Raw genomic sequence first — 13,745 nt, 5'->3', positions numbered from 1 at the left:
CTGACATGTTTGCCGTAATCCAAACTGTAAGTACTTGTTAAAGAACTTGGTAAAACTCGTTTGTATTACTGATTGATGATTCAATCTTTACCCTTATTACATTGTCAAATGTCCTCTCAAAGAAACATTTGACACTTTGCTTACTCAAATTTTTAAAGAACAGCCATAAATGGCAAAACTAAACGATTAACTTTTCGCTTAGTTTTGACATTTAGATGATGGTGGAGGATGACGGGATCGAACCGACGACCCCCTGCTTGCAAAGCAGGTGCTCTCCCAGCTGAGCTAATCCCCCAACGTCCCACTAAGTCTTGTTTCTGGCTGGTGGTGGGTCTGGTAGGACTTGAACCTACGACCCCTGCGTTATCAACACAGTGCTCTAACCAGCTGAGCTACAGACCCGTGGCTTTTATTGTCAACCGATAAGTGTGGGCACTAGGATCCAGCATCTTTCTCTAGAAAGGAGGTGATCCAGCCGCACCTTCCGATACGGCTACCTTGTTACGACTTTACCCCAGTCATGAACCCTGCCGTGGCAGTCGCCCTCCTTGCGGTTAGGCTAACGGCTTCTGGCAAAACCCACTCCCATGGTATGACGGGCGGTGTGTACAAGACCCGGGAACGTATTCACCGCGACATTCTGATCCGCGATTACTAGCGATTCCAGCTTCACGTAGTCGAGTTGCAGACTACGATCCGGACTACGATGCATTTTCTGAGATTAGCTCCCCCTCGCGGGTTGGCAACCCTCTGTATGCACCATTGTATGACGTGTGAAGCCCTACCCATAAGGGCCATGAGGACTTGACGTCATCCCCACCTTCCTCCGGTTTGTCACCGGCAGTCTCTTTAGAGTGCTCTTGCGTAGCAACTAAAGACAAGGGTTGCGCTCGTTGCGGGACTTAACCCAACATCTCACGACACGAGCTGACGACAGCCATGCAGCACCTGTGTTCACTTTCCCTTACGGGCACCTAATGTATCTCTACTTCGTTAGTGACATGTCAAGGGTAGGTAAGGTTTTTCGCGTTGCATCGAATTAATCCACATCATCCACCGCTTGTGCGGGTCCCCGTCAATTCCTTTGAGTTTTAATCTTGCGACCGTACTCCCCAGGCGGCTGACTTCACGCGTTAGCTACGTTACTCAGGATGTAAATCCCGAACAACTAGTCAGCATCGTTTAGGGCGTGGACTACCAGGGTATCTAATCCTGTTTGCTCCCCACGCTTTCGTGCATGAGCGTCAGTGTTATCCCAGGGGGCTGCCTTCGCCATTGGTATTCCTCCACATATCTACGCATTTCACTGCTACACGTGGAATTCTACCCCCCTCTGACACACTCTAGCTATACAGTCACAGGCGCCATTCCCAGGTTAAGCCCGGGGATTTCACGCCTGTCTTGTATAACCGCCTGCGCACGCTTTACGCCCAGTAATTCCGATTAACGCTTGCACCCTACGTATTACCGCGGCTGCTGGCACGTAGTTAGCCGGTGCTTATTCTTCAGGTACCGTCATTCCCGGACTGTGTTAGAGCCGGTGTTTCTTCCCTGACAAAAGAGCTTTACAACCCGAAGGCCTTCTTCACTCACGCGGCATTGCTGGATCAGGGTTTCCCCCATTGTCCAAAATTCCCCACTGCTGCCTCCCGTAGGAGTCTGGGCCGTGTCTCAGTCCCAGTGTGGCTGATCGTCCTCTCAGACCAGCTACTGATCGTCGCCTTGGTGGGCTTTTACCCCACCAACAAGCTAATCAGGCATCGGCCGCTCTAATCGCGCGAGGTCTTTCGATCCCCCGCTTTCCCCCTCAGGGCGTATGCGGTATTAGCACAGCTTTCGCTGCGTTATCCCCCACGATAAGGTACGTTCCGATGTATTACTCACCCGTTCGCCACTCGCCACCAGGTACAAGTACCCGTGCTGCCGTTCGACTTGCATGTGTAAGGCATGCCGCCAGCGTTCAATCTGAGCCAGGATCAAACTCTTCAGTTTAATTCCTGTGATCCTTGCGGATCGTCGCACTCATTCAAAAGAAATTGACTTGGTAATAAAACCAAATCTTTTTACTGTCTATGAGTACTATTTATTTACATCTGTCCCAAAGGACTTGATGCTTTCACTTAGTACCCACAATTATCGGTTGACTAATTTTTAAAGAGGGCCGCTTCGTTTTTTCGTAATTCGTAAAACGTTGCAGCAGAGAGATGAGACTTTATACCCCTTTTTAGGGTCCGTCAACACCTTTCGTAGTCTTTTTCTATAAAAAAGTGATGTTTTTTCTTACTTTGAAAATAATCCCTTTAAAAACAGCGCCATATGACTGAAAAATATTTTCAACTTTTTTGAAAAATTGACAGGTTTTGATTGATCTGATGTCAAATAGATCATCTGACAGGTCTTTATTTCAGTAAATTTGTGCCTCTTTTTTACCCGCAGCAAAAATACTAGGGATAACCCTGTGTTTTTTGCTTACCCCTGCTACTATGTTGCTATGCACAACAAATTAGCGAGCGGTTACTTATCTAGGCAGCCCTATACGGCTGGCCCAGCTGTTCCTGTTCGTGAACTGCATGAGGGCTATCGGGCAGAGATTCTCGCTCACCTTCTACTATTAGATGATGAAGATCGTCGACTACGATTCGGCACTCAAACTCCTGATGAGGTCATTCATCACTATGCTGAGCGTCTTAATTTCAATAGGGATGCCCTATTCGGCAGCTTTGATTCCCAGCTAAACCTCATTGGCATGGCTCATTTGGCGTATTTACCAAAATTGAAGGGTCAGTCACAGGCTGCTGAGTTTGGGGTCTCTGTGCTGCCAAATAGCCGCGGGCAGGGCATAGGCACTGCGCTACTGGCACGAGCCTCAGTTCGCTCACGAAATACTCGTATTGAAACTTTGTTTGTACATTGCCTCGCTAATAATAGGGCCATGATGCACTTGGCTCATAAGGCAGATATGCGCATTGAGTATGCTCACGGAGATGCAGACGCCTATTTGACACTAGCGCCAGCGAGTCCAAGCACGATCGCAGAGGAGGCAGTCAATGAGCAATGGGCTGGCTTTGACTATGCGCTTAAAGAAAATTTCAAGCGCTCAAATGCGGCGTGGTCTTGGCTTCTTAACAAGCTGGTCGCTAGTCCTACTTAATTTGCGCTTGGAGCTCCTCGCAGAATCCAGCTTACCAATAGAGCAACATCAGCATCACTTAATTTAGCATTTGCTGGCATTGGTACAACGCCCCAAGATCCAGAGCCACCCTTCAGAATTTTGTTTTTTAAAAATGCTTTTGCGTTGGGATCGTTTGCATATTTCTTTGCAACAGCCTGCAGGCTTGGACCAACAATTTTTTTATCTAGCGCATGGCAACCTAAGCAAGCATTTTGTTTTGCCAGTACGACTGCTTTTATATCATCAGTAGATGCCTGAACGCTCAGAGGACAAAGTACAAAGAGGGTGAGCAATAAAAAAAATTTCATGCGTTGCATTGAAAAATTCATTGTCTACTTCTCGTCCGATGACTTTATTGTTGAGGCGCTGAATTGGGCTGCGACTCATCCGCCTTGCCTTGTTTTTCTAAGCGCGTTTTTTCTGCCTCAGAAATAATATCAAAGTAGACATAAACATCTTTTACACCGCTTGTGTTACTTGCCACTTTCTTGGCAATCTCTGCTTCGTTCTGCGTCAGAATACCCATCAAATAAACGCTGCTACCTTCAGCAATAATCACCATTGAATTGGATGGCAACTTCTCTGTAAAAATCATTTGCGTTTTAATTTTTGATTCAAGATAGGAATCATTAGCTCGCGCAGTGAAGGTACTATTGGGCCCAACAATCAACTCATTAAATACAGAGCGCGCATTCTTCATCGCCTTTACATATGCACTAGCCTGACTCTTAACATCAGCATCTTTAGCCTCGCCAGTAAGCAATACTTTTTGGTTAAATGACGTCACATTAATATGCGCTCCATCACCAAAACGTTTGCCCAAAGCATTGCCAGCCTCTAGCTCAATGCCCTTATCGATTGCTTGCACAGCGGGTGTTCGACGGTCGGCCATTACGCTAGCTCCCGCTACAACACCACCAACGGCTAGCACTCCACAGCCCGATAGAAATGATGAAATCAAAATCGCAGCAAATAATTTGATAGGGAGTGTATTTTGCATATACGAACTTTCTAAAAATTGATAGTCACTTAATCGAGCAGTAAATGGTCTACACCATCACACAAGGCATGCAACAGTACTAAATGTGTTTCTTGAATTCGAGCAGTGCGGGTAGATGGTGCACATAGATGAATGTCATCCTCATCCAATAGGCTTGCAATTTTTCCGCCGCCATTACCAGTCAGGGCAATAATTTTGATTCCCATCTTTTTTGCGGCCTCAATCGCTATCACTACATTTTTAGAATTTCCAGACGTGGAGATTCCAATTAAGATGTCGCCTTTTTTACCAAGGCCTCGAACTTGCTTACTGAAGATCTCGTCATAGCCGTAATCGTTACCTACCGCAGTCAAGATTGAGGTGTCCGTTGTCAGCGCAATCGCAGCCAACTCTTGGCGCTCTCGCTCAAAGCGTCCAATAAGCTCAGCAGCAAAATGCTGTGCATCAGCAGCAGAGCCGCCATTGCCGCAGGCCATCACTTTGCCGCCGGCACGTAAACAACCCGTCATAGCGACTATAGCGCGCGCCACTTGCTCGGGCAGTATTTTTTCAGCTTCTTGCTTTACAGCAATGCTGTCTAGAAAATGTTGGGATGCGCGAGCGCGCAAACGTTCGAGGGTATCTTTATCCATCACATTATTATGCGCCAAAGTGCAGTGAAGATGCCTAGGCTGCCCACGAATTCAAAAGGGACGTATTCTCTTACTTATTCACATTACTCTCGCAAAAGATTGCTCCCATGGAATTAAGCTCCTTTGACTTTTTAAAACAACAGGATCTACCAGCTGGAGCCTTATACATGGTTGCCACCCCAATTGGCAATTTGGGAGACATCACTTTGCGTGCTCTGCATGTCCTCAATTCGGTAGATGGCATCGCCTGTGAAGACACTAGACATAGCGCGCCCCTGCTTCAACATTTTGGCATTCATAAAAAGTGTGTCGCCTTGCATGAGCACAATGAAATTGCTGGCGCACAGACCATCATTCAGCATCTCGCCCAAAACGAACGCTGGGCCTATATTTCAGATGCGGGTACCCCAGGCGTTTCTGATCCTGGCGCACGCCTTGTCAATGCCGTCCAAAAAGCGGGCTTTCGAATTATTCCCATTCCAGGCGCTAGCGCGGTTTCGTCCGCCATTTCTGCCAGTGGCTCAGTCATGCTGCCATCGGAAGGGCGCTTTCAATTTTTAGGCTTTTGGCCGAACAAGGCCAAAGAGCGTGGCGTGTTGATTCAAGATATACGAAGCAATGCAAAAACCAGCATCTTTTTTGAATCACCCCATCAAATTCGAGAAACATTGACTTTGCTAAGCAAAGAGCTAGAGCCGGAGCGACAGATTTTGGTTGGCAGAGAGCTGACTAAAAAATTTGAACAGCTTGTTACCCTCAATGCAGTCGACATTCCACTATGGCTCGAGGAAGCAGAAAGCCTAAAGGGTGAATTTGTTATTTTGATCGCCGGCCGCCAATCCAATATGGATGAGGCTCCAGAACATTCGACACTATTAATGTGGGCAACTGCTTTAAGCCCCTATTTAGGTAGCAAAGAAATTGCTGCTGTACTCGCTCAGGCTCTTGGACTTAGCAAAAAAGAGGCCTATCAAATAGCGCTCGATGCTAAAGGACAAGACGAAGGGCAATAAAAAACTGGCTTATAGCCAGTTTTCTGGTGCGCCAAAAAATTATTTAGCAGCGGGGGCGGCTTCTTTGGAATCTGCCGGTGGCTTAGTGTCCTGAACATTTAATTGCGCTACAGGCTTAATAAGCTGCTCGGCAGAAGCCTCTGAATCGGTGCGCTTGCCGTTGTTCACATATACCAATAGCAACAAGATAATAGTTAGTGGTACAAAAAAAGTAGCGAACACCATGATGATCAGCTGTTTGGGGGATTTAATGATGCTGCCGTGCGCTTCGCTCATAGGACTTTTATAGTTTGACTGGTTTTAGAGTAATTTTGAGTGATTATAACGAGACTGGGAGGATATAGGCCCTTACAATGGCGTAATTAGCGATTTTCCTGCTGGCGCCCGTAGCTCAGTGGATAGAGTATTGGCCTCCGAAGCCAAGGGTCGCAGGTTCGATTCCTGCCGGGCGCGCCAAAATCAGGGGGTTTTTGACCGCCATGCGTGAATTCTTGAAAAAGGCTATCATTTGCACCTAACTTATTGATTCTTATCATGTCAAATAATCTAAATTCTGCTTTCTCTGAGCCATCTCTAGCCAACCCCTTGGCGCCAAATCTTCCATTGCCTCACCGCAAAGTGATTCGTGGCTGGCTGATACCAATGGCCCAAGGTGAAACAGCAAAAGCCATCATGCTGCTAGTAATGGATGCGGTTTTATGGCTTGGCTGTATTGCTGGCACCATCTTTGTGGAAAGCTTGCTACTCAAAATCATTCTTGGCATCGTTGCTGGCTTTGTGACTGGTCGTATCTTTATTTTGGGCCACGATGCTTGCCATCAAAGCTTCACGCCACACCGCGAACTCAATAAAGTACTGGGACGAATTGCATTTTTGCCGTCCCTAACCCCATATAGCTTATGGGATGTAGGGCATAACGTGGTTCACCACGGCCAAACTAACCTGAAGGGCTTTGACTTTGTCTGGGCGCCATTATCCAAAGCGGAATTTGATGCCTTGCCTGCATGGCGCAAAACTGTAGAGCGCCTCTACCGTAGTGGCTGGGGTCCGGTCTTCTACTACCTAATTGAAATCTGGTGGAGACGCGAGTACTTTCCTAACGCAAAAAACAAGCCGGGTGATCGTCCAATTTTCCTGAAAGACAATCTATTGGTAACTGGCTTTGCCATTATTTGGATTGGCTGCCTCATTGCCGGTGCCCTTGCTACGGGACAGTCTATTTGGCTGGGATTGATTACCGGCTTTGCCATCCCGTTCTTGTTTTGGAATGGAATGATCGGATTTGTGGTCTACGTCCACCACACCCATCCATCCGTATCTTGGTATGACAAGAAGTCGGAGTGGTTACGTGCTCAGCCTTTCGTATCCACTACAGTCCATTTAACTTTTAACTGGATTTGGGGCTCTTTAATGCACCATATCATGGAACACACCGCACATCACGTGGATATGAGCGTACCTCTATACCGCCTCCCAGAAGCCCAAAATACCTTAGAAACCATCCTTCCTGAGCGTATTTTCATTCAAAAATTCTCCTGGGCCTGGTATTTCGATACTGCCCGCAAGTGCAAGCTATATGACTTTGAGAATAAGGCTTGGCTCGATTTTGATGGCAATAAAACGGCTGATTCCGTTAGAGTTGTTTTGAGCCCAGCCCCAGTGGGACAAAACGGGTAAAATAGGTCTTTTGTAAAGATTTGGCTTACCCGGATTGCCCATGACTACCTCGACTCCAGCTGCTACCCAAGAAACCTCTCAGAGCCTGAAATTTTGCTCTTCCTGCAGTCGCGAAAAGCGTCTGGAAGGTGGCACATGGATTCCGACGAGTAATCGTAAGCAGCGATGGATTTGCGCTAGCTGCTTGTATAACCGCACACATCGCACTGGCTCTGCAAAAACCTAATTTCACAATTAGGTTTTTATCATTCTCAACTTAAGATTTAGTTTTACGCTCTTTGCCAAAAGCAGGGCTTGAATGCAGTTGGCTAAATAACAATGAGGAAAATGTATTTTTCTCGTAAGGCTTGCATCGAGCATATTGCTCACCAAATTCAGGCGTCCTTATTTATCAAAATCAACGCCAAGATCTACTACATCAGCGTCGCCTGTTTCTTAGCGAAAAAGCTAGAATACAACTCACAGGATATGTAATGAAAACTCAAGATACATTTAAATTTGCAGAAACGCACGAATGGGCCAGCATCGAAGATGATGGATTAGTGTGGGTCGGCATTAGCAATCATGCTCAAGAGGCACTAGGTGATGTCATGTTTTTTCAGGCGCCAAAAGTTGGACAGCAAGTTAAGCAAGGATTGCCGATTGCTGTAATTGAATCTGTTAAGGCTGCAAGTGATATTCATGCGCCCATTAGCGGTGAAATCGTAGCGCTCAATGAAGAGGTAGATGCGTCACCTGAGATTGTGAATGAAAAGCCTTATGCAGTTTGGCTTTTTAAAATCAAACCGACTTCAGAGGAAACACTTCAAGCAGAACTAGCAACTTTAATGCCGCTTGAGAAATACAACTTGAGTGCAGGCGCTTAAATCGCAATCGGATCACGCTCTATCAACCAACGAATGCGTGATACCTTGCTAATGCGCCCCTGAGAATCTTGGCGCAGCTCCAGATCTACAGCTTCAAGCGCCTCCTGCAGCACTTTGCGATTAACTGATTCAATTAATAATTGAGCACGCTCTGAGCCAGCTACTCTCATAACCGGTTTGGGCACTGGATCGTAAACCTTCAATTCTTTAGTAATCAAGCCTTTAGTTTTCATGTGCACCTTTAGCTCAGTTAAAAACCGAATCGCTTTATCTAGGCTTTTAGACTCTGCATGAACTAAGGCTTGATAAGAGCAGGGCGGTAAACCTGCCTCCTCTCTCTCACTCGCAGTAAACGCCATAAAACCATCAACATCATGCCTCAGCAAGTACTGAAATACAGGCGACTCTGGATACTGAGTCTCAATAAAAATGTCGCCGCCATTATCTCCGGCGGTTCCCGACCTACCGGCTCGTCCAGCAACTTGCACTAATTGCGCAAACAATCTTTCGGCTGCCCTAAAGTCTGCCGAATAGAGTCTGCTATCTGCATCGAGAACTGCAACCAATCCAATGTTTTGGTAGTCATGTCCCTTTGCAATCATTTGAGTGCCGACCACAATATCTACATTACCATCGTGTATTTCCTGAAAGAGCGCCTCTGCTCCTTTGCTCTTTCTGCTCGAATCTGTATCGACCCTAAGCACTCTTGCATGTGGCCACATTTCTTCAATCGCATCTTCTAGTTTCTGTGTACCATGACCCAGCGTTTTTAAGTCTGCATTTCCACAGTCAGGGCAGAAGCTCGGAATCGACTTTATCAGTCCACAGTGGTGGCAACTGAGTACCGATCTTCTACCTAATGCGCCCGCCTTATGCATCACTGTGTAAGTAGAGCATTGAGTGCATTTCGACAGCCAGCTGCATGCAGAACAACTTAATACTGGAGCATACCCACGACGGTTAATTAATATTAAGCTCTGTTTTTTTGCCTTCAGCGTTTTTGTAATAGCACGAGCTAATGTTTTAGTTATCAGACTCTTCTGTTTGGGCGCGTCTGCATCTCCAGGACTAAATTGATTTTGTGGATCACGCGTATTAATTAAATGCACGCCGGGCAGACTAGCCCCCTGAGCCCGCTGATCAAGGCGGATGTATTCATAACGCCCTGACTGCGCTGCCATCCAAGTCTCTAGAGATGGTGTCGCCGAAGATAATAAAATTGGCGTCTTTTGATCATGTGCACGCCATATTGCCAAATCTCTTGCAGAGTATCGAGTCCCATCTTGTTGTTTGTACGATGGGTCATGCTCCTCATCAACTACTATTGCACGTAGGTTCGGCATTGGCGTTAAGGCTGCCAACCTTGTTCCCAAAATGATTTGCGCTTTGCCGGTCATTGCCTCATACCAAGCTACGCCACGTTTCTTTTCGCTGACACCACTATGCAATACGGCCATTTTTTTATTGGGAAAGTAAGCCCTGACCCGTCTCTCTAACTGTGGCGTCAAATTAATCTCCGGCACTAGCAAAAGTACTTGGGCGCTTTCATCCTGCAGAATACTTGCCAGCCAATTTAGAAAGACCGCAGTTTTGCCACTTCCAGTTTGTCCCTGCAGAAGAATTGCCCGGAATAGATTTCTTTTTTGGCCTTCTGACAGTAGCGCTTGTAAGGCATTCTTTTGACTTGAATTTAGTTGATCTTGGTTTATTAAACCCTCTGCAATGACATTGCCATCTTTTTTAGCTTGCTTGCCTGCAGACTCTAATTTCTTATGGGCCTTTTCCCAATCCTCGGCCTTTTTCCACATCTTTGGAATGGTTGGCAAAATAGTTTCGCCCAGCGCGTGCACATAGTACTGGCTAGCAAAATTCATTAATCTGAGTGATGCTGGGTCTAGGGGCGGAAGTGGAGCCAAACGATCTATAGTTTTGAGCTTTTCAATCTCATATTCGGAGTGATCGCTCACTTTTATTACAAGTCCAATTACTTTTGATCTGGCAAATGGCACTTCTACAATATGTCCAATCTCTGGTAAATTGCCTAGTTTTTCAGCATCCCATAAATAATCAAAGCCTTGTGCCAAGGGCTTATCTATTACTACCTGCACTACGATGGGTTTATGCTTCATTCACTAAAATTTTCTGTCTTAGCCTGTGGATAAGTCTGTGGATATCATTCGCTAATTTAAATTTCTATTGTCATTTTATAGGAATGCTATCTTGCACAGAAAATTAGCATTTTATTAATTTGCTATATAAATCAGATATTTATAGTGATTTCTAAAAGTGAAAGTTGATAATTCACATGAATCTCACTGTATTTATGATGCTGCACAATTCTGTGCATAACTTTTGCCGAAATCTTGGCTAATGTTAGCAACTGCTTATCGTTACTGCTATGCCCGGAGGGCTTTTGACTTAGAGATCACCGTCTCAGAGAGCGCTGTTACGCTTTCTGGCGGCGTGAATTGATTAATTCCGTGGCCAAGATTGAAGATGTGACCATCTAAAGAATGAAGCCCAGCCCTCAATGCGGGAGCGCTGGCTAAATCTTCTAGCAAATCACAGGCGGCCGCTGCAATTTGCTTTGGCTCTGAAAATAGAATGAGGGGATCTAAATTACCCTGCAGGGACAAAGGCTTGTTAATTTCTAGAAGTTGTTTGCGGGCACGACTTAGGCGCATGGTCCAGTCGATCGCAATAACATCCGCGCCAATTTGAGCCATATCATTTAACCAAATACCGCCACCTTTGGTAAACATAATGATAGGAATCTTGCGACCTTCATGCTCACGGGGTAGTAATGCGATCACTTTTTGCATAGCTGCTAATGACATACGCTGATACCAGCCATCTGGAAGCAAACCCCCCCAGGTATCAAAAATCATTAGTGCTTGAGCGCCAGACTTAACTTGCTCTGTCAGATATGCAGCAACAGATTGCACATTAATCTCAAGGATATGCTCAAGCAAATCAGGACGACTAAACATCATCGTTTTGGCATGACGAAAGTCGTCAGAACCAGATCCATCAATCATGTAACAGGCCAATGTCCACGGACTTCCGGAAAAGCCTATCAGAGGAACTCGCTGCTTACCATCTTGAATTAATGCTTTACGAATTTCTGAAACTGCATCAAAAACATATTTGAGCTCATCCATATCCGCAACACGTAATTTCTTTACTGCCTCTTCAGTGCGAAGGGGGCGGTCAAAACTGGGGCCTTCACCTGCAGTAAATTTCAGACCCAACCCCATTGCATCGGGAATGGTCAAAATATCAGAGAACAAAATTGCTGCGTCCAAAGGATAGCGATCCAGTGGTTGGAGTGTTACCTCGGTTGCGTATGCAGGATTTTTGGCGAGCCCGAGAAAACTTCCAGCTCTGGCTCGAGTAGCATTGTATTCAGGGAGATAGCGACCCGCTTGGCGCATAAGCCAAAGCGGTGTTTGATCCACCGCTTCGCCCAAGCAGGCCTTTAAAAACCGGTCGTTTAACAACAAGGAGATGGCCGGCTCTTACTTTTTACGACGGAAACGAGCAATTGCTGCAAGTTGAGCTGCAGCCATGGCAAACTCTGATTGAGCTAAAGCTAAATCAAATTCAGTGCCACGATTCTGCATGGCTTCTTCAGCGCGCTTCTTAGCTTCATTTGCCTTAGCTTCATCTAGATCGTGGCCACGAATAGCAGTATCTGCCAATACCGTGACACGATCAGGCTGAACCTCTAAATAGCCGCCCGCTACGAATACAAACTCTTCGTCACCATCCGCCTTTTCAATGCGAACTGAACCTGGACGAATACGTGTAATCAAAGGGGTGTGGCCACGCAAGATACCGAGCTCGCCGTTTTCACCAGGAAGCGCAACAAACTTGGCTTCACCGCTGAAAATAGATTGCTCAGCACTTACTACATCGACGCGTATGGTGGACATAATTTCCCTAGATGACTTCGATTAAAGCTTCTTAGCTTTCTCGATGGCTTCATCAATTGAACCCACCATGTAGAACGCTTGCTCAGGCAAGTGATCCAATTCGCCGCTACAAATCATTTTGAAACCACGAATAGTTTCTTTCAATGGAACGTATTTGCCTGGTGAACCAGTAAATACTTCAGCAACGTGGAATGGCTGGGACAAGAAGCGTTGAATCTTACGTGCACGTGACACGGCTAACTTGTCTTCTGGTGACAACTCATCCATTCCCAAAATTGCAATAATGTCGCGCAACTCTTTGTAGCGCTGCAAAGTCATCTGAACTTCACGAGCTACGTCATAGTGCTCTTGACCAACTACTTGTGGATCGAGCTGACGGCTGGTTGAATCCAATGGATCAACCGCTGGGTAAATACCCAAAGCAGCAATATCACGTGACAACACTACTGTGGAGTCTAAGTGTAAGAAGGTTGTAGCTGGTGATGGATCAGTCAAGTCATCCGCAGGAACATAAACGGCTTGAATAGATGTAACAGAGCCCGTCTTAGTTGAAGTAATACGCTCTTGCAACTTACCCATTTCTTCAGCTAATGTTGGCTGATAACCCACAGCGGAAGGCATACGGCCAAGCAGCGCAGATACTTCAGTACCAGCGAGTGTGTAACGATAAATATTGTCAACGAAGAACAAAATATCACGGCCTTCGTCACGGAATGCTTCTGCCATTGTCAAACCAGTCAACGCAACGCGCAAACGATTTCCAGGAGGCTCATTCATTTGACCAAACACCATAGCTACTTTATCAACAACGTTGGATTCCTTCATTTCGTGATAGAAGTCATTTCCTTCACGAGTACGCTCACCAACGCCGGCGAACACAGACAAACCTGAGTGTTGCTTAGCGATGTTGTTAATCAATTCCATCATGTTCACGGTCTTACCAACGCCCGCACCGCCGAACAAGCCGACCTTACCGCCTTTAGCAAAGGGACAAACTAAATCAATCACCTTAATACCGGTTTCTAACAAGTCAACGGATGGTGAGAGTTCATCAAACTTTGGTGCAGGTTGATGAATTGCGCGACGCTCTTCAGTAGCAATCGGACCCGCATCATCAATTGGGCGTCCTAAAACATCCATAATGCGACCAAGGGTTGCTGGGCCAACAGGAACAGAAATAGGAGCGCCTGTAGATTTCACTTCCATGCCGCGACGTAAACCATCGCTGGCACCCATAGCAATTGCGCGAACTACGCCATCGCCAATTTGTTGCTGAACTTCAAAGGTCAAACCTTTTTCAGCAAACGATTTTTCGCCACTCTCAACTAATGTCAAGGCATCATAAATGTTTGGCATGTTGTCACGTGGGAACTGAATGTCCACCACTGGACCGATACACTGCACGATATTTCCGTTACTCATCGCATTTCTCCGCTTTTAATTCCTGAAT

13 protein-coding genes, 3 tRNA genes and 1 rRNA gene are annotated in these 13,745 nt (G+C 46.1%); 6 read left to right on the top strand and 11 right to left on the bottom strand.

Annotation, left to right across the window (positions count from 1 at the left end; genetic code table 11):
- Positions 1–219: 219 nt before the first annotated feature.
- The 3 genes from DN92_RS00165 to DN92_RS00155 form a co-directional block, all read right to left on the bottom strand.
- Positions 220–295: transfer RNA gene (locus tag DN92_RS00165), tRNA-Ala, on the bottom strand.
- Positions 296–325: 30 nt separating this feature from the next.
- Positions 326–402 (bottom strand) — tRNA-Ile (locus tag DN92_RS00160).
- Between the two features lie 57 nt (positions 403–459).
- Positions 460–1,992 (bottom strand): 16S ribosomal RNA (locus DN92_RS00155).
- 499 nt (positions 1,993–2,491) lie between these two features.
- Here DN92_RS00155 and DN92_RS00150 point away from each other — a divergent pair.
- Entirely contained in the window at positions 2,492–3,151 is a 660-nt protein-coding gene (locus tag DN92_RS00150) for a GNAT family N-acetyltransferase (RefSeq protein ID WP_173959373.1), read from the top strand.
- Here the strand turns inward: DN92_RS00150 and DN92_RS00145 are convergent.
- Genes DN92_RS00145 through DN92_RS00135 form a run of 3 tightly spaced genes read right to left on the bottom strand, consistent with a single transcriptional unit; the run spans position 3,148 to position 4,804 of the window.
- Positions 3,148–3,501 (bottom strand): c-type cytochrome, encoded by a 354-nt coding sequence (locus tag DN92_RS00145; RefSeq protein ID WP_254598302.1) that lies wholly within the window; start codon positions 3,499–3,501, stop codon positions 3,148–3,150. The genes DN92_RS00150 and DN92_RS00145 overlap by 4 nt on opposite strands.
- Positions 3,502–3,524: 23 nt before the next feature.
- Positions 3,525–4,172, bottom strand: a complete 648-nt coding sequence (locus DN92_RS00140; protein WP_173959372.1) for a BON domain-containing protein — start codon at positions 4,170–4,172, stop codon at positions 3,525–3,527.
- 29 nt (positions 4,173–4,201) lie between these two features.
- A complete protein-coding gene (locus DN92_RS00135) occupies positions 4,202–4,804 on the bottom strand; it encodes a phosphoheptose isomerase (protein ID WP_173959371.1) in 603 nt (200 codons plus the stop codon).
- A gap of 107 nt (positions 4,805–4,911) precedes the next feature.
- On the opposite strand from DN92_RS00135, the gene rsmI reads away from it, so the two are divergent.
- Positions 4,912–5,817, top strand: coding sequence for a 16S rRNA (cytidine(1402)-2'-O)-methyltransferase (gene rsmI, locus DN92_RS00130; RefSeq protein WP_173959370.1), 906 nt, complete (start codon positions 4,912–4,914; stop codon positions 5,815–5,817).
- Between the two features lie 39 nt (positions 5,818–5,856).
- Here rsmI and DN92_RS00125 read toward each other — a convergent pair whose 3' ends face one another.
- Complete coding sequence (locus DN92_RS00125; protein ID WP_254598301.1) at positions 5,857–6,093, bottom strand: hypothetical protein; 237 nt, start codon at positions 6,091–6,093, stop codon at positions 5,857–5,859.
- A 104-nt stretch (positions 6,094–6,197) separates the two neighbouring features.
- Here DN92_RS00125 and DN92_RS00120 point away from each other — a divergent pair.
- The 4 genes from DN92_RS00120 to gcvH all read left to right on the top strand — a co-directional run bounded on the left by DN92_RS00120 (position 6,198) and on the right by gcvH (position 8,360).
- Positions 6,198–6,273 (top strand) — tRNA-Arg (locus tag DN92_RS00120).
- Between the two features lie 186 nt (positions 6,274–6,459).
- On the top strand, positions 6,460–7,494 hold the full coding sequence (locus tag DN92_RS00115) for a fatty acid desaturase (RefSeq protein WP_173961203.1): 1,035 nt from the start codon (positions 6,460–6,462) through the stop codon (positions 7,492–7,494).
- A 40-nt stretch (positions 7,495–7,534) separates the two neighbouring features.
- Positions 7,535–7,720, top strand: coding sequence for a hypothetical protein (locus DN92_RS00110; RefSeq protein WP_041396810.1), 186 nt, complete (start codon positions 7,535–7,537; stop codon positions 7,718–7,720).
- A gap of 247 nt (positions 7,721–7,967) precedes the next feature.
- Positions 7,968–8,360, top strand: coding sequence for a glycine cleavage system protein GcvH (gene gcvH, locus DN92_RS00105; protein WP_173959369.1), 393 nt, complete (start codon positions 7,968–7,970; stop codon positions 8,358–8,360).
- Here gcvH and priA read toward each other — a convergent pair.
- The 4 genes from priA to atpD all read right to left on the bottom strand — a co-directional run bounded on the left by priA (position 8,357) and on the right by atpD (position 13,717).
- The gene (gene priA, locus DN92_RS00100; RefSeq protein ID WP_173959368.1) at positions 8,357–10,489 is read right to left on the bottom strand and encodes a replication restart helicase PriA; all 2,133 of its coding nucleotides are present in this window, start codon (positions 10,487–10,489) and stop codon (positions 8,357–8,359) included. The genes gcvH and priA overlap by 4 nt on opposite strands.
- A gap of 267 nt (positions 10,490–10,756) precedes the next feature.
- On the bottom strand, positions 10,757–11,869 hold the full coding sequence (gene hemE, locus DN92_RS00095; protein ID WP_173961202.1) for a uroporphyrinogen decarboxylase: 1,113 nt from the start codon (positions 11,867–11,869) through the stop codon (positions 10,757–10,759).
- 9 nt (positions 11,870–11,878) lie between these two features.
- On the bottom strand, positions 11,879–12,295 hold the full coding sequence (locus tag DN92_RS00090) for a F0F1 ATP synthase subunit epsilon (protein ID WP_173959367.1): 417 nt from the start codon (positions 12,293–12,295) through the stop codon (positions 11,879–11,881).
- A 21-nt stretch (positions 12,296–12,316) separates the two neighbouring features.
- On the bottom strand, positions 12,317–13,717 hold the full coding sequence (atpD, locus tag DN92_RS00085) for a F0F1 ATP synthase subunit beta (RefSeq protein ID WP_173959366.1): 1,401 nt from the start codon (positions 13,715–13,717) through the stop codon (positions 12,317–12,319).
- Positions 13,718–13,745 lie beyond the last annotated feature (28 nt).

Source organism: Polynucleobacter arcticus (assembly GCF_013307205.1).
Classification (GTDB): Bacteria; Pseudomonadota; Gammaproteobacteria; order Burkholderiales; family Burkholderiaceae; genus Polynucleobacter; species Polynucleobacter arcticus.
This window is presented reverse-complemented; position numbering and strand designations above follow the sequence as displayed.

Coding starts and splice junctions, on each gene's coding strand:
- DN92_RS00150 (WP_173959373.1), top strand. CDS start 2,492: ATGCACAACAAATTAGCGAGCGGTTACTTATCTAGGCAGCCCTATACG.
- DN92_RS00145 (WP_254598302.1), bottom strand. CDS start 3,501: ATGAATTTTTCAATGCAACGCATGAAATTTTTTTTATTGCTCACCCTC.
- DN92_RS00140 (WP_173959372.1), bottom strand. CDS start 4,172: ATGCAAAATACACTCCCTATCAAATTATTTGCTGCGATTTTGATTTCA.
- DN92_RS00135 (WP_173959371.1), bottom strand. CDS start 4,804: ATGGATAAAGATACCCTCGAACGTTTGCGCGCTCGCGCATCCCAACAT.
- rsmI (WP_173959370.1), top strand. CDS start 4,912: ATGGAATTAAGCTCCTTTGACTTTTTAAAACAACAGGATCTACCAGCT.
- DN92_RS00125 (WP_254598301.1), bottom strand. CDS start 6,093: ATGAGCGAAGCGCACGGCAGCATCATTAAATCCCCCAAACAGCTGATC.
- DN92_RS00115 (WP_173961203.1), top strand. CDS start 6,460: ATGGCCCAAGGTGAAACAGCAAAAGCCATCATGCTGCTAGTAATGGAT.
- DN92_RS00110 (WP_041396810.1), top strand. CDS start 7,535: ATGACTACCTCGACTCCAGCTGCTACCCAAGAAACCTCTCAGAGCCTG.
- gcvH (WP_173959369.1), top strand. CDS start 7,968: ATGAAAACTCAAGATACATTTAAATTTGCAGAAACGCACGAATGGGCC.
- priA (WP_173959368.1), bottom strand. CDS start 10,489: ATGAAGCATAAACCCATCGTAGTGCAGGTAGTAATAGATAAGCCCTTG.
- DN92_RS00090 (WP_173959367.1), bottom strand. CDS start 12,295: ATGTCCACCATACGCGTCGATGTAGTAAGTGCTGAGCAATCTATTTTC.
- atpD (WP_173959366.1), bottom strand. CDS start 13,717: ATGAGTAACGGAAATATCGTGCAGTGTATCGGTCCAGTGGTGGACATT.